19 protein-coding genes are annotated in these 19812 nt (G+C 60.3%); 9 read left to right on the top strand and 10 right to left on the bottom strand.

Going from position 1 to position 19812, the window contains the following annotated elements; all coding sequences use genetic code 11:
- Positions 1 to 7: 7 nt before the first annotated feature.
- From ACQZ6D_RS06990 to aidB, 9 genes are all read left to right on the top strand, one after another.
- Positions 8 to 418: a lysozyme inhibitor LprI family protein gene (locus tag ACQZ6D_RS06990; RefSeq protein WP_003513903.1), complete on the top strand. Its 411-nt coding sequence runs from the start codon at positions 8 to 10 to the stop codon at positions 416 to 418.
- Between the two features lie 5 nt (positions 419 to 423).
- Positions 424 to 1068, top strand: a complete 645-nt coding sequence (locus tag ACQZ6D_RS06985; RefSeq protein WP_162686683.1) for a Urease operon accessory protein — start codon at positions 424 to 426, stop codon at positions 1066 to 1068.
- A gap of 4 nt (positions 1069 to 1072) precedes the next feature.
- Positions 1073 to 2782 carry an urease subunit alpha gene (gene ureC / locus ACQZ6D_RS06980; protein WP_013636712.1) on the top strand — a complete coding sequence of 570 codons (1710 nt, stop codon included), beginning with the start codon at positions 1073 to 1075 and terminating at the stop codon, positions 2780 to 2782.
- Between the two features lie 9 nt (positions 2783 to 2791).
- On the top strand, positions 2792 to 3460 hold the full coding sequence (locus ACQZ6D_RS06975) for a TIGR02117 family protein (RefSeq protein WP_162686684.1): 669 nt from the start codon (positions 2792 to 2794) through the stop codon (positions 3458 to 3460).
- Positions 3461 to 3628: 168 nt separating this feature from the next.
- A complete protein-coding gene (locus ACQZ6D_RS06970) occupies positions 3629 to 4165 on the top strand; it encodes a peroxiredoxin (protein ID WP_013636710.1) in 537 nt (178 codons plus the stop codon).
- A gap of 150 nt (positions 4166 to 4315) precedes the next feature.
- Entirely contained in the window at positions 4316 to 4804 is a 489-nt protein-coding gene (gene ureE, locus ACQZ6D_RS06965) for an urease accessory protein UreE (RefSeq protein ID WP_162633806.1), read from the top strand.
- A gap of 3 nt (positions 4805 to 4807) precedes the next feature.
- Positions 4808 to 5479: an urease accessory protein UreF gene (locus ACQZ6D_RS06960; protein ID WP_448729743.1), complete on the top strand. Its 672-nt coding sequence runs from the start codon at positions 4808 to 4810 to the stop codon at positions 5477 to 5479.
- 106 nt (positions 5480 to 5585) lie between these two features.
- A complete protein-coding gene (gene ureG / locus ACQZ6D_RS06955; RefSeq protein ID WP_003513889.1) occupies positions 5586 to 6197 on the top strand; it encodes an urease accessory protein UreG in 612 nt (203 codons plus the stop codon).
- A gap of 3 nt (positions 6198 to 6200) precedes the next feature.
- Positions 6201 to 7025, top strand: a complete 825-nt coding sequence (aidB, locus tag ACQZ6D_RS06950; protein WP_065702621.1) for an AidB family quorum-quenching N-acyl homoserine lactonase — start codon at positions 6201 to 6203, stop codon at positions 7023 to 7025.
- A 74-nt stretch (positions 7026 to 7099) separates the two neighbouring features.
- Here the strand turns inward: aidB and ACQZ6D_RS06945 are convergent, their stop codons facing one another.
- From ACQZ6D_RS06945 to ACQZ6D_RS06900, 10 genes are all read right to left on the bottom strand, one after another.
- Positions 7100 to 7789: a Crp/Fnr family transcriptional regulator gene (locus ACQZ6D_RS06945; RefSeq protein ID WP_019565122.1), complete on the bottom strand. Its 690-nt coding sequence runs from the start codon at positions 7787 to 7789 to the stop codon at positions 7100 to 7102.
- Positions 7790 to 8123: 334 nt separating this feature from the next.
- Positions 8124 to 11444, bottom strand: a complete 3321-nt coding sequence (locus ACQZ6D_RS06940; protein WP_025594318.1) for an efflux RND transporter permease subunit — start codon at positions 11442 to 11444, stop codon at positions 8124 to 8126.
- A 13-nt stretch (positions 11445 to 11457) separates the two neighbouring features.
- The gene (locus ACQZ6D_RS06935) at positions 11458 to 12651 is read right to left on the bottom strand and encodes an efflux RND transporter periplasmic adaptor subunit (protein WP_111784096.1); all 1194 of its coding nucleotides are present in this window, start codon (positions 12649 to 12651) and stop codon (positions 11458 to 11460) included.
- 365 nt (positions 12652 to 13016) lie between these two features.
- Positions 13017 to 14009: an ABC transporter substrate-binding protein gene (locus tag ACQZ6D_RS06930; RefSeq protein WP_003513879.1), complete on the bottom strand. Its 993-nt coding sequence runs from the start codon at positions 14007 to 14009 to the stop codon at positions 13017 to 13019.
- Positions 14010 to 14030: 21 nt separating this feature from the next.
- Complete coding sequence (locus ACQZ6D_RS06925; RefSeq protein WP_065702623.1) at positions 14031 to 14903, bottom strand: ABC transporter permease; 873 nt, start codon at positions 14901 to 14903, stop codon at positions 14031 to 14033.
- Positions 14900 to 15775 (bottom strand): ABC transporter permease, encoded by an 876-nt coding sequence (locus ACQZ6D_RS06920; RefSeq protein ID WP_149910960.1) that lies wholly within the window; start codon positions 15773 to 15775, stop codon positions 14900 to 14902. Before ACQZ6D_RS06920 ends, ACQZ6D_RS06925 begins: the two co-directional genes overlap by 4 nt.
- 42 nt (positions 15776 to 15817) lie before the next feature.
- On the bottom strand, positions 15818 to 16612 hold the full coding sequence (locus ACQZ6D_RS06915) for an ABC transporter ATP-binding protein (RefSeq protein WP_003513873.1): 795 nt from the start codon (positions 16610 to 16612) through the stop codon (positions 15818 to 15820).
- Positions 16609 to 17049, bottom strand: coding sequence for an NUDIX hydrolase (locus tag ACQZ6D_RS06910; RefSeq protein ID WP_448729742.1), 441 nt, complete (start codon positions 17047 to 17049; stop codon positions 16609 to 16611). Before ACQZ6D_RS06910 ends, ACQZ6D_RS06915 begins: the two co-directional genes overlap by 4 nt.
- Positions 17046 to 18503, bottom strand: a complete 1458-nt coding sequence (hydA, locus tag ACQZ6D_RS06905; RefSeq protein ID WP_448729741.1) for a dihydropyrimidinase — start codon at positions 18501 to 18503, stop codon at positions 17046 to 17048. The genes ACQZ6D_RS06910 and hydA overlap by 4 nt, the downstream gene beginning before the upstream one ends.
- Positions 18500 to 19747, bottom strand: a complete 1248-nt coding sequence (locus tag ACQZ6D_RS06900) for a Zn-dependent hydrolase (protein WP_111784093.1) — start codon at positions 19745 to 19747, stop codon at positions 18500 to 18502. The genes hydA and ACQZ6D_RS06900 overlap by 4 nt, the downstream gene beginning before the upstream one ends.
- Positions 19748 to 19812: the final 65 nt, after the last annotated feature.

Below are 19812 nucleotides of genomic sequence, written 5' to 3'. Positions count from 1 at the left end.
GATGGCCATGACTTTGAAAAAATTCTGTTTCGGTGCGGCTGTCCTGCTGTCTCTTGCGGCGTCTTCCGCATTTGCCGATGACGCGCCCGATTGCACCTCGCCGCAAACGCAGGCCGATATGACAATCTGCGCCGGCAAGGATTACGAAAAGGCCGACAAGCAGTTGAACGCCGCCTACCAGAAGGTTCGCAAGCAGCTTGCGGAGCGTGACAAGACGGCAGACGAAAGCGGCAAGGGTGCCGTGGATGCATTGGTTGCCGCCCAGCGTGCCTGGGTGGCGTTTCGCGATGCCAATTGTGATGCCTTCGGGTTTCAGGCGCGTGGCGGCACGATGGAGCCGATGCTGGTTTCCTCATGCCTGGCCGATATGAGCAACAAGCGCGCTGACGAACTGCGCCAGTTGTCCGAAGGTTTCTGAACGGTATGGGGCGGCGGATCATGATTGTCGGAAACGGAGAAATGCCGCAGGGCGTGGCTGATCTCATCGACCTTTCCGACATTGTCATCCGCTTCAACGATTGCCGTTCGCTGGGCGCTGGCGGCAGCCGCACGGATGTGGTGGCCGTTTGTAACACCGGCCGGCCGGGCCGCGAGATGAGCGAAGGGGCCGCGTGGCGCGACAATGAGGGGGTGCAGCAGGCTTCCGCTATCTGGTCGGTGCGCGATCCCGCGAAATTTTCGCAGATGGAGCCGGATATCCGCGCTCGCTGGCCCGAACTGACCGATTTTTGTGCCGATTATACCGCCGGTTTCGTAGCATTAGCCGAAGAGACCGGCAAGAGCCACCTCGTCATTCCGCGCGGGGTGCATGAGCGGCTTGATCACGCATTGCAGGTCTATGCGCCGGCCCCTTACGTCTGCCCGAGCACCGGGCTTCTTGCCATCGCCCATGTTCTGGAGACCGTGAGCGGCGGTGATGACGAGGTGGCGATTGCGGGCTTTGGTCATCACGGCTGGAACGGGCATCCGTTTGCCGCCGAAAAACAGCTTGTAGAGGCCCTCACACACGAGGGCCGGCTGACACGAATTTCTCCCATATCGATTTTCTCCGCGTCCGAAGGAGCCTGAACCCATGCCTTACAAGATTTCCCGCGCCGCCTATGCCGGCATGTTCGGCCCGACCGTCGGCGACAAGGTGCGTCTTGCCGATACCGAACTCTTCATCGAGATCGAGAAGGACTACACGACCTATGGCGAGGAAGTGAAATTCGGCGGTGGCAAGGTCATTCGCGACGGCATGGGCCAGAGCCAGGCGACGCGGGCCGAGGGCGCTGTCGATACCGTCATCACCAACGTCGTCATCGTCGACCATAGCGGCATCTACAAAGCGGATGTGGGCCTGAAGAACGGGCGCATCCACGCCATCGGCAAGGCGGGCAACCCCGATACGCAGCCGGGCGTGACAATCATTGTCGGCCCTTCGACAGAGGCGATTGCCGGCGAAGGCAAGATTCTGACTGCCGGTGGCATGGATGCACATATCCACTTCATCTGCCCGCAGCAGATCGAAGAAGCGCTGATGAGCGGCGTTACCTGCATGCTGGGCGGCGGTTCCGGCCCCGCGCATGGCACGCTTGCCACCACCTGCACCGGCGCGTGGCACATCGAGCGGATGATCGAGAGCTTCGATGCTTTCCCGATGAACCTCGCATTGGCGGGCAAGGGCAATGCTTCGTTGCCCGCGCCGCTGGAAGAGATGATCCTTGCCGGTGCCTCATCGCTGAAGTTGCACGAGGACTGGGGCACGACGCCCGCCGCCATTGACAATTGCCTGACGGTGGCTGACGAATATGACGTGCAGGTGATGATCCACACCGATACGCTGAATGAGAGCGGTTTCGTGGAAGACACGGTTGCCGCCATCAAGGGCCGCACCATCCATGCCTTCCACACCGAAGGGGCAGGCGGCGGCCATGCGCCTGATATCATCAAGGTCTGCGGCAATCCGAACGTCATCCCGTCTTCCACCAACCCGACGCGGCCCTACACCATCAATACGCTGGCCGAACATCTGGATATGCTGATGGTGTGCCACCACCTGTCGTCGTCCATCCCTGAGGATATCGCGTTCGCCGAAAGCCGCATCCGCAAGGAAACCATCGCGGCGGAGGATATTCTCCACGATATCGGCGCGTTCTCGATCATTTCCTCCGACAGCCAGGCCATGGGCCGTGTCGGCGAAGTGGCGATTCGCACCTGGCAGACGGCTGACAAGATGAAGCGCCAGCGCGGCCGTCTGAAGGAAGAGACCGGCGAAAACGACAATTTCCGCGTCCGCCGTTACATCGCCAAGTATACCATCAACCCGGCCATCGCGCAGGGCGTCAGCCATGAGATCGGCTCCATCGAAGTCGGCAAGCGTGCCGATCTGGTGTTGTGGAACCCGGCATTCTTCGGCGTGAAGCCTGAGATGGTGTTGCTTGGCGGTTCCATCGCCGCGGCACCCATGGGCGATCCGAATGCCTCCATTCCCACGCCGCAGCCGATGCATTACCGCCCGATGTTTGCCGCCTATGGCAAGCTGCGCACCAATTCCTCGGTTACATTTGTCAGTCAGGCGTCGCTGGATGCCGGCCTTGCAGGGCGTCTTGGTGTTGCCAAGAAGCTGATGGCGGTGAAGAACGTGCGCGGCGGTATTTCCAAGGCCTCGATGATCCACAATTCGCTGACCCCGCATATCGAGGTTGACCCGGAAACGTATGAGGTGCGCGCCGATGGCGAGCTTCTGACCTGTGAACCGGCGACGGTGCTGCCGATGGCGCAGCGTTATTTCCTGTTCTGACGGCGTTTCGTGGTGAGATTTATCACAAGGTGGATCGGCGGTGGCCTGCTGCTGACCATCCTGCTTCTTGTGCTCGGCACCGTCGTGCCGCGACCCTTTTTTGCCGATGAAACAAGCGGCGTGAGGGATCGCGAGATATTGCTATTGTCCAATCCGATACATACCGATATCGCCCTGCCTGTTGATGACGATCTGCGGCGGGTCTTTTCCGAATTGCAGGAGGGCGGTATCGCTGTCAACCATCCGGCTGCTGCCTATCTGGTGTTCGGCTGGGGTGGCCGGTCGTTTTACATACAGACGCCGACATGGGCCGACCTGAGGCCGATGCCGGTCGTGCGCTCTCTGACACTCGACCAGTCGGTGATGCATGTGGATGTGACGGGGGATTTTCCCGCCGACCTTGCCGGGGTGAAGCGCCTTCGCATTTCCGAAGCTGGATATCAGCGACTCGTGGCGGGCATTCGTGCGAGCTTCCTGCGGGACAATAACAAAGTTCAGCTTATACCCGGAGCTTCCTACAGCCTGACGGATGGATTTTTCGAGGCTAATGGCTGGTTCAATGCGCTGGCCGGCTGCAACACGTGGTCTGCCGCCATGCTGCGGCAAGCCGGCATTCGCACCGGCTGGTGGACACCGTTGCCGCCACTGTTGCGCTGGTCGGTAGCGCTGCACAATTGATCTTCCCGCGGTGCGACGTTTCGTTGATTTGACGTCTGGTAATCCGATTTTTATGCTGCACCGCAGCGCATCTTGCGCTAAAGAAACGGCAAAAGAATTCCGTGCGGATCGGTCCCAAGCGATCCGTGCAAAACGCCAGAAAATTGAAGACAGATCAGGAGACAAGACATGCTCGGCAAAAAAGTGCCCGCCGTTACCTTCCGCACGCGTGTTCGCGACGAGGCCGTTGGTGGCCCCAACCCTTTCCGTTGGCAGGACATGACCTCCGACGATTACTTCAAGGGCAAAAAGGTCGTTCTTTTCTCGTTGCCCGGCGCTTTCACGCCGACTTGCTCGACCTACCAGCTTCCCGATTTCGAAAAGCTCGCGGGCGAATTCCGCGCGCTCGGCGTCGATGAAATCTATTGCCTGTCGGTCAACGATGCCTTCGTGATGAACGCCTGGGCAAAAGGCCAGAACCTCGAAAACGTCAAGGTCATTCCTGACGGTTCGGGCGAGTTCACCCGCAAGATGGGCATGCTGGTCGCCAAGGACAATCTCGGTTTCGGCATGCGCTCCTGGCGTTACGCCGCCGTCATCAACGACGGTCTGGTGGAGCAGTGGTTCGAGGAAGAGGGCTATTGCGACAATAGCGATACCGACCCTTACGGCGTTTCCTCGCCGCAGAACATTCTGGAAAACCTGAAAAGCCGCGCTGCGGCCTGATTGCGGTTTGCTTTTTTTGACAAGGCCCGGCAGCGATGCCGGGCTTTTTCGTTTTCCGAGACGCGTTCGACCTGAAAACACGCCTTGAAATCGGCCGGGCTATCCGTCAACAATCGGAACCCCAAGACTGTTTCTGAAATGGATCATCCCATGCTGCGCGTCACGTCCTATCACCCCGCCGGAACTCCAGCCGACGAACCTTCCGGTTATGTCACTCTCGCGCATGACCAGCGGCATCTGCGCCGAAAACTTCTGCATTTGCAGAATGACGAGATGGTGATGTTGGATTTGAAGGAAGCTGTGCTGTTTGCCCATGGCGACCTGCTGGTGGTGGAGAACGGTGATCTGGTGGAGGTTCGCGCTGCGGACGAAAAGCTGTTCGAAATCAAGGCGAAGGATCGTCTTCACCTGATCGAGCTTGCCTGGCATCTGGGCAACCGGCACCTTTCGGCGCAGATCGAGGAGGAGCGTATTCTCATCCTGCGTGACCACGTGATCCGCGCGATGCTGGAAGGCCTTGGCGCAACAGTGCGTGATGTGGAAGAACCTTTCCAGCCGGCGCGCGGTGCTTACCACGCCCATGGCGGCCATTCCCACGGTCACGGGCATGACCATGGTCACCATCACGACCATGGCTGAGGCATGAGCGAAGATCGCGGCGTTGCCGCGCTGCTGCGGCTCATGGCCTGGATGTCGCCGGCCTTTCCTGTCGGCGGCTTTTCCTATTCTGGCGGACTTGAAAAGGCGGTGGAGGACCGGCGCGTCAGTGATGCCGCCGGCCTTTACGGCTGGGTGGAGGTGCTTCTGCGTTCCGGCAGTCTGTGGAACGATGCGGTATTTCTGGCTGATGCCTGGCGCAATGGAACGGACGCCGTCGCCCTGAGTGAAGCGGCGGATCTGGCTCGCGCGCTCGCCGGTTCTGCGGAGCGCTACCGCGAGACGGTGCTCCTCGGCGATGCCTTCGTTGCCGCCGCCGGCGCCTGGCCGAACGCGGTTCTTGAGCTGTTGCCGAAAGAGGTTCCTTATCCTGTTGCCATAGGTGCGGTGGCGGCAGGGCATGGCGTGCCGCTTCTGGAAACGGTTGCCGCATTCCTGCATGCCGGTGTCTCGCAGATCGTCTCCGCCGGTATCCGCCTCGGCGTCGCGGGGCAGAAGGATGGCGTTGCCATTCTCGCCGAAAGCGAGGCGTCGATCGGCGAAATGGCGGCACGGGCCGTGCAATCCACGCTCAACGATCTCGGCAGCGCCACTGTTATCGCCGACACCGCGACCATGCGGCACGAGATGCAGGGAACGCGGCTTTTCCGCTCCTGAATATCTCGCCGCGATGCAGCATTGCCGCCCTTGAAGCGGTCGTGCGAAGCGTTATGGTGGGACAACATCAAAGCATATTGAAGGGAACATGGTTGTGACATCGGGCATGAAATCGGGCAACGGTCCACTGCGCGTCGGCATTGGCGGGCCGGTCGGTTCCGGCAAGACCGCGCTGACGGAAAAGCTTTGCAAGGCGATGAGCGCCGATTACTCCGTCGCCGTCGTTACCAACGATATCTACACCAAGGAGGATGCGGAAGCGCTGGTGCGCATGCAGGCGCTGCCGTCCGAGCGTATCGTTGGAGTGGAGACGGGCGGATGTCCGCATACCGCCATCCGTGAGGATGCGACGATCAATCTGCAGGCGATTGCCGGTCTCAATGCGCGCTTTCCCGATCTCGATGTTGTCTTCATCGAATCCGGTGGCGACAATCTTGCGGCGACTTTCTCGCCCGATCTTGCCGATATCACCATCTATGTGATCTCCGTCTGTCAGGGCGAGGAAATTCCGCGCAAGGGCGGGCCGGGCATCACCCGCTCGGACCTGCTGGTCATCAACAAGAAAGACCTTGCCCCTTACGTCGGCGCTGATCTGATGGTGATGGACAGTGACGCCACCCGCATGCGCAATGCCATGCCTTTCGTCTTTACCGACATGAAGCGCGGCGAGGGTGTCGATCGCATCGTCGGTTTCCTGAAAGAGCAGGGCGGTCTCTGAGATATGACCACGCCCCTCCGTTTTGGTTCCTGTGACGTTTCCCGCTTTGTCGATGGTGTCTACAAGGCGCCTGTCGGCCACCTCATCCACCGGCAGGGCGCGGATGCGCTGGCGGCGGCGCTTGCCGGGCATGAGGGCGAAACGGTGGATATGGACGTCAACTGTTTTGTGCTGTCAGGGCCTGATGGTATTTCGCTGATAGACACCGGTTGCGGCACGGCCTGGGGGCCGACCTACGGCCATGCCCGTGCGGGGATGATTGCCGCTGGGATCCAGCCTGATGATGTCAGCCGTGTTATCCTCACCCATATTCACGGCGACCATGCGCTGGGACTTATCGAAGGCGACCAGCCTTATTTTCCCAATGCGGACATATGGGTGCCCGAGGCCGATCTTGCCTTTTTCACCAGCGAGGATGCACGCAAGAGATTGCCGCCTGCGAGGCAGGGCGCCTTCGATATTGCCGACCGGCTGCTCGACATTTGTGGTGCCATGCTGCGGCCAATCCCCACGGGCAGGATTGCCGAGGGTATGGAGGCCATCGCCATGCCCGGCCATACGCCTGGCCATACCGGCTATCTCATCGGTAACGGCGATGACCGGCTGTTATTGTGGGGCGATGTGCTGCATGTGAGCGCGTTGCAGGCGGACGATCCGGGTATCGGTTTCGTCTATGATATCGATTCCGAAACTGCCTATTCGACACGTCTCGATGCGCTGACCCAGGTTGCCGATCACGGCTGGCTGGTTTCCGGCGGCCATCTTGGCGGGTTTTTCCGCGTCGAGCGAGAGGGCGATCGCTTCCGCTTCGTGCCGCAGCCGGTCTGATGTCCTGCTCGACAAAAGATTAGAGGACGGGATACCCGTAGGCGTCCCGTCCTCTTCCTCTCCCCGGTACTTCTTCAAATCTGTTTCAGCGCCGCGACATCATTGACCTGCACGATGCGGCCGCGAACGGTGACGCCCGCCTTTTTCAGTGCGGAGAAAGCGCGCGACAGCGCTTCCGGCGCAAGGCCGAGCTTGCCGGCGAGCAGGCTTTTCTGGAACGGCAGACGCAGCGAAAAGGACGTAGCGTCGCGCGGCCCCTGATTGATCAGGTAATGGGCAACGCGTTGCGGCGCGGTTTGCAGCCGGTCGTTGGCAATGCAATCCATGGTGCCGAGCAGGCTGTTGGAGAGGCAGCGCATCACGGCCTTGGCGATTGCCGGTTCCTGATCCACAAGGCTGCGGATTCTTGCCAGTTCGAAACGCGCCACGGTGCAGCTTTCCGCCGCCTGCGCGCTGTAACGATAGCTGTCGCTGCCGAAGATCAGGCATTCGTTGAAGGTATCGCCCGGACCGCTGACACGCACATCCGCCTCGCGCCCGTGCCTGTCCAGCCGGTAAAGGCGGACATAGCCCGACAGTACACAGTAGAAATATTGCGCTGCCTCGCCCTCCTTGAAGAGTACATGGCGGGCATTGAGATTGGTGACGGTTGCCGCCTCCATCAGTTTCAACGCCGCCGCTTCATCCGCAATCCCTATCAGGGGCACGCGCAGCAGAATGTTCCTGTCCCTGTTGCTCAGCTTTACGGTCTTGTTCACGTCCATCCGGCTCCCGCTCAAACCTTTTGCCGGGTTGTCCGAAGCGATACGAAACCGGGGATGTTCCTTTTCCCTCACGCCTATCTGAAAAGAGCTCATCGCATTATCCTTCGACCGGCAATTCCCGATGCGAGGGAGATTAGCAGTTCACCTGAAAAGCGAATTGATTTCGATCAAATGGGTTTGGCGTTGTTGTGCGGGGAGCAGGGAAATGTGGAGCGAGCGGGTGCGGCCTATCTCTTCTCCTCGGCGTGCAGAAGAAGCCAGCCGCAACGCAGTCGCGACCAAGCAAACGCACCACAAAAGGAAACGCCGGGCACTGGACCCGGCGTCTCAACTTTCACTCGGCAGCGAGCGGCGGCAACCGCAATATATTGCTGCCCTTGTCACCGGATTTTTCACCGGAGCCTTTTTCCATGCCGGCGACGCGCGCTTCCAGCGAGGAGAGCGCCAGGCTGTTTTCGCGGGCGATCTCCGAGAGTTTTTCGTTGGAGAGCGACTCTTCCTCCTCTTCCTTCTTGCCGACGAAGCGGCCGAAGAGGTGGGCGAGCAGGCGCGACAGGTCATCCATGATCAGGAAGAAGGCGGGGACCACGATCAGAGACAGCACCGTGGAGACGATGATGCCACCGATCACCGCAATCGCCATCGGCGCGCGGAAGGAGCCGCCTTCGCCGACGCCAAGTGCCGAGGGCAACATGCCCGCCGACATGGCGATGGAGGTCATGATGATCGGTCGGGCGCGCTTGCGGCCGGCCTCGACCATGGCATGCACCCGTTCCATGCCGTGCCGGCGCATTTCAATGGCGAAGTCCACCAGAAGGATGGCGTTTTTCGTCACGATACCCATCAGCATCAGAATGCCGATGAGAACGGGCATCGAAAGCGCGTTCTGCGTGATGATGAGCGCCACGGCCACGCCGCCAATGGCGAGTGGCAATGAGAACAGGATGGTGAAGGGCTGGATGATATCCTTGAACAGGAGGATAAGCACCACCAGCACCAGAAGCAGGCCGAGCAGCATGGCGTTGACGAAGCCCTGCTGCATTTCGCCCTGCACCTTGGCATCACCGCTTTCGGCAAGGCGAACGCTTGCCGGCAGTTCGGTTTCCGAAACGATCCGCTTGAACTCCGCCGTAGACGTATCGAGCGCTGTGCCGAACGGTACATCGGAGCCGATGGAGACGACGCGGTTGCGGTCGTTGCGCTTGATCGAGCTTGGACCTTCCGAATAGTCGATATCGGCAACACTGTAGAGCGGCACCAGCGAACCGGATGCGGTCTTGACCTTCAGCGCGCGGATGGTGGCGAGGTCACGGCGGGTATCGATAGATGCCTGCACGCGGATCGGGATCTGCCGGTCGTCCAGCGAGATTTTCGTCAACTGTGCGTCGATGTCACCGATGGTGGCGACACGCACCGTCTGCGAAATCTGCTGCGGCGTGATTCCGAGGCGGGCGATCTCGTCCTTGCGCGGGCGGATCTGCAGTTCAGGACGGGGAAGCGCTCCCTCGGAGCTGACATTGGCAAGGATGGGCGAGGCGCGCAGGCGGCTTTCGAGAATGCCGACGGCATCGTTCAGATCCTTCTCGTTAGACGAGAGGAAGTTGAAGCTCAGTTCGCGTTCCGCGCGGTCGTTAAGCTTGATGATGCGCACATCCGGAATGCTGCGGACCTTGGCGAAGATATCCCGCTCCACATCCCACTGCGGACGGACACGGCCCTTTTCCTCGATCTTCGGAAGATATTGGCCGACAAGCGGAAGCGAGCCGAGACCCTTGTTGACAAGGGTTTTCAGCAGCGAATGGTCGATATGCTGGAGAATGACGTTGACGGTGGCGCGGCGAAGCTCCAGATCGCCCTTGGGCGAGGCGCCGCCGAGGATGAAGACGCTTTCCACACCGTTGATATCGCGGATGGCGTGGAAGATTTCGGTCGTCGTCCGGTCTGTCTCGTCCAGCGTCGCATTGGGCGGCAGTTCCACCGAAAGCGTTACGCGCGAGGCGTCGTCCGGCGGCAGGAAGCTGCCCGGCACCTGGCTAAGAAGCATGACGGAAGCAATGAGGAAGCCGATGGCGCCGACCAGCGTCAGGTAACGCGCCCACCATTTGGAGGTGGTGGCGGAAACCATGCGCGTATAGGCTTTCATCAGCCAGCCGTCATTGTCGGCATGGTCATCCATCGCGTCTTCGGCGCGCATGAGATAGGCGGCCATCAAGGGCGTGATGAGACGGGCGACCGCCAGCGAGAAGAACACCGAGAAGGCGACCGTCAGACCGAACTGGATGAAGTACTGGCCGGGAATGCCGGGCATGAACGACACGGGCACGAAGACGGCGATGATGGTGAAGCTGGTGGCGATGACGGCAAGGCCGATTTCGTCTGCGGCTTCCAGCGAGGCGCGATACGGCGTCTTGCCCATCTTGATGTGGCGGGCGATGTTCTCGATTTCCACGATGGCGTCGTCCACGAGAATACCCGTGGCGAGCGTCAATGCGAGGAAGCTGACGAGGTTGAGCGAGAAGCCCATGATGTCCATGATCCAGAATGTCGGGATCGCGGAGAGCGGCAGGGCCACGGCGGCAATCAGGGTAGCGCGCCAGTTCCTGAGGAACAGCAGAACCACGATGACGGCGAGGACCGCGCCTTCGATCAGCGTATCGAGCGCTGCCGTATAGTTGCCGTAGGTGAAGTAGACGGCGTCATCGACCATCTGGATCGCGACGTCGGGATGGTCCTTGCGGACCTGATCGAGGCTTTCGGCCACGGTTTTGGCGACCGAAACCTCGCTGGCGCCCTTGGAGCGGAACACCGCAAAGGTAACGGCGGGGTTGCCGTTGAAGCGCGAGAAGGACTTCTGCTCCTCATAGGTGTCCGTGACGGTGCCGAGTTCGGCGAGCTTTACGAAACGGCCATTGGAGAGCGCGATGGTGGTGTTGGCAAGCTGGGTGACATCGCGGGTGTCGCCGAGCGTGCGGATCGTCTGTTCGTTACCGCCAACCTGGCCGCGGCCGGAGCCGAGGTCGATATTGGTGCCGCGCAGCTGGCCGTTCACTTCGCTTGCGGTGATGCCGTAGGCGTCGAGCTTTTCGGGGCTGAGCGAAACGCGCACTTCGCGGTCGGCGCCGCCATAACGGTCGACCTTGCCGATGCCGGACTTGCCCTGCAGCGAACGCTTGATGGTGTCATCCACGAACCAGGACAGTTCTTCCAGCGTCATGTTCGGCGAGGAGACGGCAAAGGTCTGGATTGCCTGGCCTTCCACGTCGATCTTGCTGACAACAGGCACTTCGATATCAGATGGCAGATCGCTGCGGATCTTGTCGATAGCGTCCTTGACGTCCTGAACCGCCTCTTCCGTCGGCTTTTCGATGCGGAAGACAACGGTTGTCAGGGATTGTCCGTCGGTGACGGTCGACTGGATTTCGTCGACGCCGCTAATGGCGGCGACAGCGTCTTCGATCTCCTTCGTCACCTGCATTTCCAGCTCGGACGGCGAAGCGCCGCTCTGGGTCACGGTGACGGCAACGACGGGAACGTCGATATTCGGAAAACGGGTGATCGGCAGGGCGTTGAAGGCCTGGATGCCGAGGAACATCAAAAGCGCGAAGCCGAGAAGCGGCGCAATCGGGTTGCGGATTGACCATGCGGAGAAGTTCATTTCATTCCCTCAGTCAGTTGGACGCAGCCGTCTGGGCTTCCACCGGTCTTATCCGGTCACCATCACGCACGAATGCTCCAGCTTTCTCGACAACCTTGTCACCAGCGGCAAGTCCGCTGACAATCTCGATGAAACCGCTGTCTTCAATGCCGGTCTCGATCTTCACCTGCTTGACGATGTCGCCTTCCACCTTGCGGGTGGTCGAGCCTTCACGCCCGGAGGTGACGGCCGAAAGCGGCAGGGCAAGCGCGTTCGTCTCTTTTACGATGATCTCAGCGCTGGCATACATGCCCGACCGTGCCGGGCTGTCCGTCGGCAGCACCACATGCACGGAACCAAGGCGCGTTGCCGGATCGACGGTCGGCGAAACGAGACGCACCTTGCCCTCAATTTTTTTGGCTCCGCCGGCAACCGTCAAGAAAGCTTTCTGGCCGGCCTTCACCCGCTGGATGTCGGTCTCGGAAAGATCGGCGACGAGCTCGATCGCGCCGTCCTTGATGATCGTGAAAAGCGGGTTTCCCGCACCGCTGGCGATGGCGCCGACCTTGGCATTCTTGGCGGAAACGATGCCGGTGACGGGGGTCTTCACACCCGTGCGCGTCAGTTTCAGATTGATGTCGTCAATCTGCGCGTCCACGACCTTGATGTCTGCCTCTCCGGCGGAAACGGTCTGTTTGGCGGCATCAAGGCGTGCCTGCGCAACCTGGGCAGCGGCCTCGGTTTTTTCCGTCTCGGAGACGGAACCGGAACCGCTCTGGCCGAGCTTGGCGGCGCGGTCGCGCTGGCGAAGGGCATCCGCCTTGTTGGCCTCAGCCTCCAGAACCTGCGCCTTGGATTGCGCAACGGCGGCCTGCGCCTTGGCCCTGTTGGCCTCAAGCTGGCTTTTTTGCAGGAGAAGACTGTCCGAGGAAAGCACGGCCAGAACCGCATTGGCCTCAACCCTGTCGCCGATATCGACGTTCAGTTCGTCGATCGACAGGCCGTCGACCAGCGGCTGTACATAAATTTCGTCCACGGGCCTGATGGTACCGGTGGCGATGATGCGGTCCACGAGATCGCGTGTTGCGGCGTGTGCGACGATGATGGAAGGCAGGTTCTGCTGTTTGACCGGTTCCGGCACTTCTCCCTCGGCCACGGCCGAAAATGGCAGGGCCGTTGCGGAAAGAAGAAGGAAAACAAAGCGGTTAAACTTGACTTTATGCTGCATGTGTCTTGGCTCGCGCAATATTCGATCGCATGTCCTTCAGCCTGAAGGCGTGTTTTAAAAGGTCATGCGGCAACGAATGTGAAACAAGGGATCACAATACTTCCTTCTCGATCCTCCCGATTCAAACGCCCCTCAACGCGAATCTTAAGCACCTTTGCCTCGTGCTTTTTTACAAGATCAAATTCGGCAGTCTTGTTGGCGGGGACTCTAATTGTTGTTGCTATACAAATCAATCCGCATAGCCCCGAGGGTTGATATACATTTTTGTATATGGCCGAGTGTTGTAATTCATCAAACGGGTCACCAGCGCGCAAAAAAACGCGCGGCGATGGCCGCGCGTTTCCATGTTTTCGGCTTCGACGTGGCTATTTCAGCGCCGCATCGGTGATTTCAGTGGTGTAGGCGCCTGTCGGCTCCTTGGTGATGACGGGATCGGAACCGCCGCCGAGCAGCGTCTTGACGGTGCGCTCGTAATCCGCCTTGTCCAGCGCGCCCTTCGAGCCTGCGGTCAGCTTGGCGACTTCGCCCATCATGCGCTTCTGGTGCTTTTCGGTCTGGGCGCCGGAGGCGTCATTTTCAAGAACGATACCTGCTGCATCGTCAGGGTGTTCTTCCGCCCACTTCCAGCCTTTCATGGAAGCGCGGACGAATTTGACCATGTCTTGTTTGAACTTGGCGTCCTTCAGCTTGTCTTCGAGAACGTAGAGCCCGTCCTCCAGCGTTGCCACGCCCTCGTCCTCATATTTGAAGGTGACGAGTTCCTCCGGCTTGATGCCGGCATCAATGACCTGCCAGTATTCATTATAGGTCATGGTGGAAATGCAGGCGGCCTGCTTTTGCAGCAGCGGATCGACGTTGAAACCCTGCTTGAGGACGGTGACGCCATCCGCGCCGCCGGTGGTCGGGATTTTCAGGTGCGCCATCCACGAGAGGAACGGATATTCATTGCCGAAGAACCAGACGCCGAGCGTCTTGCCCTTGAAATCTTCCGGCTTGGTAATGCCGGTTTCCTTGAGGCAGGTCAGCATCATGCCTGACGTTTTGAACGGCTGGGCGATGTTGACGAGCGGCACGCCCTTTTCGCGGGTGGCGAGTGCCGATGGCATCCAGTCGACGATCACATCCGCGCCACCGCCGGCCAGAACCTGCGCAGGCGCAATATCCGGTCCGCCCGGCTTGATATCGACATCGAGGCCTTCGGCTTCATAAAAGCCCTTGTCCTTGGCGACGTAATAACCGGCGAACTGCGCCTGGGTGACCCATTTCAGCTGCAGGGTGATCTTGTCGGCCGCCTGAGCCTCAAATGCGCTCAGAAGTGACGCGCCGGCAAGAAGCATAGAGGCAAGTTTCATTTTCATCGCTGTTCCCTTTTTCGTTATTTACGTTCGTCCCCCACGGACGGACGGATGCCAGAAGGTGACGGCGCGCTCGATGAGCGCCACCAGACCATAAAATCCTGAGCCTGCGAGCGCCGCCACGGCAATTTCTGCCCAGACCATATCGACATTGCTGCGGCCCATTTCCGCCGAGATGCGAAAACCCATGCCGACGATGGGCGTGCCGAAGAATTCCGCGACAATGGCGCCGATCAGCGCCAATGTGGAATTGATCTTCAGGGCGTTGAAGATGAAGGGCCAGGCGGCGGGCAGGCGCAGCTTCAGCAATGTCTGCCCCCAGCCTGCAGCATAGGTGCGCATCAGGTCGCGTTCCATGTGGCTGGAGGCGGCAAGCCCTTGAACCGTATTCACCAGCATCGGGAAAAACGTCATGATGACGACGACAGCCACTTTCGACTGCCAGTCGAAACCGAACCACATGACCATGATGGGAGCAATGCCGACGACAGGCAGGGCGGAGACGAAATTGCCGATGGGCAGAAGCCCGCGTTGCAGGAAAGGCGAGCGGTCGATGAGGATGGCGACGATGAAACCTAGGCCGCAGCCGAGCACATAACCCGTCAGCACCGATTTGAGGAAGGTCTGGCGGAAATCCGCCCAGAGGATCGGTAGCGATCCGAGAAGGCGGGCGAGGATGGCGCTCGGGGCAGGCAACAGGATGGGTGGGACGGAGAAGCCGCGCACCACACCTTCCCAAAGCGCGAGAATGGCCAGCCCGAAGAGAAGCGGTACGGCCATGCGGCTCATTCGCTTTGCCGACTGTGATGCGAAGGTGTGGCGCACCAGCCATTCGTTGCAGGCCCAGGCGGCAAGCCAGAACAGGATTGCGCCAATAAACCAGACGGGATTTGTCATGGCCGCGCTCCCATTCTCTTGAGGACGGCTGCGTGGGCGATGCCGATGATCGAGACCAGAATGGCGGCCACACCGGCGGCCATGAACAGCGCTGCCCATATCTGCACCGTCTGGCCGTAATAGGAGCCGGAGAGCAGACGCGCACCGAGGCCTGCGACGGCGCCCGTCGGCAATTCGCCGACGATGGCCCCGACCAGCGCAATCGCGATGGCGATCTTCAGCGAGGTGAAGAGATAGGGCAGGGCAGACGGCCAGCGCAGCTTCCAGAAGATTTGTGCGGGCGAGGCATTATAGGTGTGCATCAGGTCCAGCTGGATGGTTTCGGGGCTTCTGAGGCCCTTCACCATGCCGACGACAATCGGGAAGAACGAGAGATAGGTGGAAATCAGCGCCTTTGGCAAAAGCCCGGAAATGCCGATGGAATTCAGGACGACGATGATCATCGGCGCGACAGCAAGGATGGGGATGGTCTGGCTGGCGATGATCCACGGCATGACCGAGCGGTCCATGGCGCGATTGTGGATGATGGCGACGGCAAGCAGGATGCCGAGCACCGCGCCAATGGCGAAACCGAGGAGCGTGGCCGAAAGCGTGACGCCCGCGTGATAAACGAGGCTGCGCTTGGAGGTGATCGCCTTGTTGACGGTGGTGTCCCACAGTTCCGCGATGATCTGGTGCGGGGCGGGGAGAACCGGGCGCTCCTGCGTGAAGGTTTGCGGCAGAAGCTCCATGAAGCTCGGCGTCTGGCCGGCGCGGTTTGCCTGATCGCGGACGAAGGGCATGTTGAGGTAGATGACGGAAAGGTGCCAGACGATGAGGATGGCGAGGAGGACGGTGAGGATGGGGAGGACGCGGTGGCGGAGGAGGGTCATCGCGGCGCCCTCGGTTGATGGGGGGTAATGCTGGCGATGACGTCACCCCTCATAGCTATGCCCCGCCTTCAGCCCCTCACGCACGCGATGCGCAATTGCCAGAAATTCCGGAGTCTCCCTGATCTCAAGCGGTCTTTCCCTTGGCAACGTGGATTCGATGATATCCGTCACCCGGCCGGGCCGTGGTGACATCACGACGATTTTGGTCGAGAGATAAACGGCTTCCGGGATGGAGTGGGTGACGAAGCAGATGGTCTTGCCGGTCGTATCCCACAGTTTCAGCAGCTGTTCGTTCAGATGGTCGCGGACGATCTCGTCCAGCGCGCCGAAGGGTTCGTCCATCAGCAGCAGGTCGGCATCGAAGGCGAGCGCGCGGGCGATGGAGGCGCGCTGCTGCATGCCGCCGGAAAGCTGCCATGGGTATTTCTTGCTGAAACCGCTGAGATTGACGAGATCGAGCGTGCGGTCGATGCGCTCCCTCTGTTCGGCCTTCGTATAGCCCATGATTTCGAGCGGCAGCGCAATGTTCTTTTCGATGGTCCGCCACGGATAGAGTGCGGCGGCCTGAAAGACATAGCCGTAGGACCGGTCCTTGCGGGCGTTTTCCGGCGTGGTGCCATTGACGGTGATATCGCCGGATGTGTGCTTTTCGAGATCGGCAATCACCCGCAGGAACGTGGTCTTACCGCAGCCGGAAGGGCCGATGAAGGAGACGAACTCGCCCTTGCCCACTTCCAGATCGACATTGGAAAGCGCGTGCACCGGGCCATCGCCGGTTTCGAAGGTGAGGCCGAGATTTCTGGCGGAAACGACGGAATAGGACGAGGCTTGGTTCATCGTGGCTTTTTTCCACTTTCCGTCAGGGCTGCGCGTGCCAGCGGCAGCATACGTGTTTCCGTGAGTTTGGCGATCGGGAGATTGGAGGCCGCATCCAGATCGAGCCAGCGCACCTCCTCTATCTCGGCCTGTGGGATAACGTCCATATTCAGTTGGGCGACGAAGGCATGGGCCACGACCTCCGCCCCTGCATTGGCGGCCTCCTCCCGAAAGATGCCCTCGTATCGCGCGGCATTTTCAGGAAGCGTGAGGCCGATTTCCTCGGCAAGTTCACGGTGAAGCGCCTGCTCAGGCGTTTCACCCGGATCGATCTTGCCGCCCGGCTGCATGAATTGCGTGGTGCCGCGCTTGCGCACGACAAGCATTTGCCGCCGCGCATTCAGGAGAACGGCGGCAGCGATGACGATTTCGCGTTTCGGATCGGTGCTCAAGGTCATACACCCGATGCCGGGATGCCGCTGCGTTCCACCTTGCGTGGCGCGACGAGCTCTTTCCATGTGGACAGCGCCTTGCTGACGGCGGGATAGGGATCACGGGCGACGAACGTGCCGTGACCTTCCTGCGTCTTCACCGTGCTTTCCTCGATGCTGACGATGCCGCGCGACAGGGTGAAGCGCGGCAGGCCCTTCACCTTCTGTCCTTCGAACACGTTGTAATCTATGGCCGATTGCTGGTTTTCCGCGCGGATGGTCTTTTCCCGCGCCGGATCCCAGACGACGAGATCGGCATCGCTGCCGACGAGGATCGCGCCCTTTTTCGGATAGATGTTGAGGATTTTCGCAATGTTGGTGGAGGTGACGGCGACGAATTCGTTCATCGTCAGCCAGCCGGTCGCCACGCCATGGGTCCAGAGCAGCGGCATGCGATCTTCCAGCCCGCCGGTGCCATTGGGGATCTTGCGGAAGTCACTGAGGCCGAAGCGTTTCTGGTCGGTGGTGAAGGCGCAATGGTCGGTCGCCACGCATTGCAGCGAGCCGGAGGCGAGACCCGCCCAGAGGCTATCCTGATGCTGGCGGTTGCGGAAGGGTGGCGACATGACCCGGCGGGCAGCATGGTCCCAGTCGGCATTGGCATATTCGCTTTCGTCGAGGATGAGGTGCTGGATCAGCGGTTCGCCATAAACGCGCATGCCGTTCTGACGCGCACGGCGGATGGCTTCATGTGCCTGCTCGCAGGATGTATGAACGACATAAAGCGGCGCACCGGCCATATCGGCGATGATGATGGCGCGGTTGGTCGCTTCGCCTTCGACGGAGGGCGGCCGGGAATAGGCATGCGCTTCCGGACCGACATTGCCTTCCGCCATCAGCTTTTCCTGCATCTGCGCGACGATATCGCCGTTTTCCGCATGAACGAAGGGAATGGCGCCAAGCTCGGCGCAGCGCGAGAAGGAGGCGAACATCTCGTCGTCATTCACCATCAACGCGCCCTTGTAGGCCATGAAGTGCTTGAACGAATTGATGCCCTTTTCCTGAACCACAGTCTTCATCTCGTTGAAGACCTGCTCGCCCCACCAGGTAACGGCCATGTGGAAGGAATAATCGCAGTTGGCTCGCGTTGCCTTGTTGTCCCATCTTTGCAGGGCATCGAGCAGCGACTGGCCGGGATCGGGCAGACAAAAATCCACCACCATGGTCGTGCCGCCGGCAAGGGCGGCACGCGTGCCACTCTCGAAATCATCGGCGGAATATGTGCCCATGAAGGGCATTTCCAGATGCACATGCGGATCGATGCCGCCGGGCATGACGTAACATCCCGTGGCATCGAGCACTGTGCCGCCGGTCAGATCGGGTCCGATCTCTGTGATCTTGCCGCCTTCGATTTTAACATCGGCCTTGTAGGTCAGGTCGGCGGTGACGATGGTGCCGTTCTTGATAATGGTGGCGGTCATTGCACGATCTCCGCAGTTTCCAGCACCGCATGCAGCAGCACATCGCAGCCCGCGGCGGCCCATTCGGAGGAGATGTCTTCGGCTTCATTGTGGGAAAGACCGTCCACGCAGGGGCAGAAGATCATGGTGGAGGGGGCAACCCTTGCCGTCCAGCAAGCATCATGGCCAGCGCCGGAAATGATGTCCATATGGCTGTAGCCCAGCTTTTCGGCAGCAGCGCGCACGCGGCCCACCAGCACCGGATCGAAGGTGACGGGATCGAAATGGCCGATGGCCTCGATTGAGCAGCCGACGCCGAGTTCTTCGGCGATAACGGGCACCTCGCGTTCGAAGATGGCGCGCATGTTGTCGAGTTTCGCCTGCGAGGGGGTTCTGAGGTCGATGGTGAAAACCACCTTGCCGGGCAGCACATTGCGGGAATTGGGCGTGAAGATCATCTGGCCGACGCCGGCGACAGCGCCCGGCTGGTGGGCCATCGCCACTTCCTGCACCTTTTCGAGGATGCGGGCGGCGGCGAGGCCAGCATTGACGCGCATGGCCATCGGCGTCGAGCCGGTATGCGCCTCCTTGCCTGTCAGCGTGACTTCCAGCCACCACAGGCCCTGACCATGGGTAACGACGCCGATCTGCTTGCCTTCCGCCTCGAGGATAGGCCCCTGTTCGATATGATATTCGAAATAGGCGTGCATCTTGCGGGCGCCCACCTCTTCCTCACCCAGCCAGCCGATTCGCTTCAGCTCGTCGCCATAGGTCTTGCCGTCGGTATCGGTGCGGCTATAGGCGTAATCGAGATCGTGAATGCCGGCGAAAACGCCGGAAGCCAGCATGGCCGGGGCAAAGCGCGCCCCTTCCTCGTTGGACCAGTTGGTAACGACAACAGGGTGTTTCGTCTTTATGTTGAGATCGTTCAGGCTTCGCACGACTTCCAGTCCAGCCAGCACGCCGAGAACGCCATCGAACTTGCCGCCGGTAGGCTGGGTGTCGAGATGGCTGCCGATATAGACCGGCAGTGCATCCGGGTCCTCGCCGGGGCGGGTGGCGAACATCGTGCCCATCTTGTCGACGCCCATCGTGAGGCCGGCCGCTTCGCACCAGCGCTTGAACAGGCTGCGGCCTTCAGCATCTTCATCCGTCAGCGTGCGGCGATTATTGCCGCCGGCAATGCCGGGGCCGATTTTCGCCATGTCCATCAGACTGTCCCACAGACGGTCGCCATTGACCGTCAAGTTCTTACCCGCTGCCATGAAGTGTCGTCCTCACCTGTTTTGTTTTTATCGAAGCAAAGCTTGTGCCGTTCCCGTTTTTGCCG

The sequence above is a fragment of the Agrobacterium sp. 22-3639C2 genome, from assembly GCF_053522105.1.
The sequence above is the reverse complement of the archived record's forward strand: the minus strand, read 5'-3'. Positions and strand labels throughout refer to the sequence as shown.

What these genes read in the sequence shown, in the direction of transcription:
- ACQZ6D_RS06990 (WP_003513903.1), top strand. Translation starts at nt 8, where the DNA reads ATGACTTTGAAAAAATTCTGTTTCGGTGCGGCTGTCCTGCTGTCTCTT.
- ACQZ6D_RS06985 (WP_162686683.1), top strand. Translation starts at nt 424, where the DNA reads ATGGGGCGGCGGATCATGATTGTCGGAAACGGAGAAATGCCGCAGGGC.
- ureC (WP_013636712.1), top strand. Translation starts at nt 1,073, where the DNA reads ATGCCTTACAAGATTTCCCGCGCCGCCTATGCCGGCATGTTCGGCCCG.
- ACQZ6D_RS06970 (WP_013636710.1), top strand. Translation starts at nt 3,629, where the DNA reads ATGCTCGGCAAAAAAGTGCCCGCCGTTACCTTCCGCACGCGTGTTCGC.
- ureE (WP_162633806.1), top strand. Translation starts at nt 4,316, where the DNA reads ATGCTGCGCGTCACGTCCTATCACCCCGCCGGAACTCCAGCCGACGAA.
- ACQZ6D_RS06960 (WP_448729743.1), top strand. Translation starts at nt 4,808, where the DNA reads ATGAGCGAAGATCGCGGCGTTGCCGCGCTGCTGCGGCTCATGGCCTGG.
- ureG (WP_003513889.1), top strand. Translation starts at nt 5,586, where the DNA reads ATGAAATCGGGCAACGGTCCACTGCGCGTCGGCATTGGCGGGCCGGTC.
- aidB (WP_065702621.1), top strand. Translation starts at nt 6,201, where the DNA reads ATGACCACGCCCCTCCGTTTTGGTTCCTGTGACGTTTCCCGCTTTGTC.
- ACQZ6D_RS06945 (WP_019565122.1), bottom strand. Translation starts at nt 7,789, where the DNA reads ATGGACGTGAACAAGACCGTAAAGCTGAGCAACAGGGACAGGAACATT.
- ACQZ6D_RS06940 (WP_025594318.1), bottom strand. Translation starts at nt 11,444, where the DNA reads ATGAACTTCTCCGCATGGTCAATCCGCAACCCGATTGCGCCGCTTCTC.
- ACQZ6D_RS06935 (WP_111784096.1), bottom strand. Translation starts at nt 12,651, where the DNA reads ATGCAGCATAAAGTCAAGTTTAACCGCTTTGTTTTCCTTCTTCTTTCC.
- ACQZ6D_RS06930 (WP_003513879.1), bottom strand. Translation starts at nt 14,009, where the DNA reads ATGAAAATGAAACTTGCCTCTATGCTTCTTGCCGGCGCGTCACTTCTG.
- ACQZ6D_RS06925 (WP_065702623.1), bottom strand. Translation starts at nt 14,903, where the DNA reads ATGACAAATCCCGTCTGGTTTATTGGCGCAATCCTGTTCTGGCTTGCC.
- ACQZ6D_RS06920 (WP_149910960.1), bottom strand. Translation starts at nt 15,775, where the DNA reads ATGACCCTCCTCCGCCACCGCGTCCTCCCCATCCTCACCGTCCTCCTC.
- ACQZ6D_RS06915 (WP_003513873.1), bottom strand. Translation starts at nt 16,612, where the DNA reads ATGAACCAAGCCTCGTCCTATTCCGTCGTTTCCGCCAGAAATCTCGGC.
- ACQZ6D_RS06910 (WP_448729742.1), bottom strand. Translation starts at nt 17,049, where the DNA reads ATGACCTTGAGCACCGATCCGAAACGCGAAATCGTCATCGCTGCCGCC.
- hydA (WP_448729741.1), bottom strand. Translation starts at nt 18,503, where the DNA reads ATGACCGCCACCATTATCAAGAACGGCACCATCGTCACCGCCGACCTG.
- ACQZ6D_RS06900 (WP_111784093.1), bottom strand. Translation starts at nt 19,747, where the DNA reads ATGGCAGCGGGTAAGAACTTGACGGTCAATGGCGACCGTCTGTGGGAC.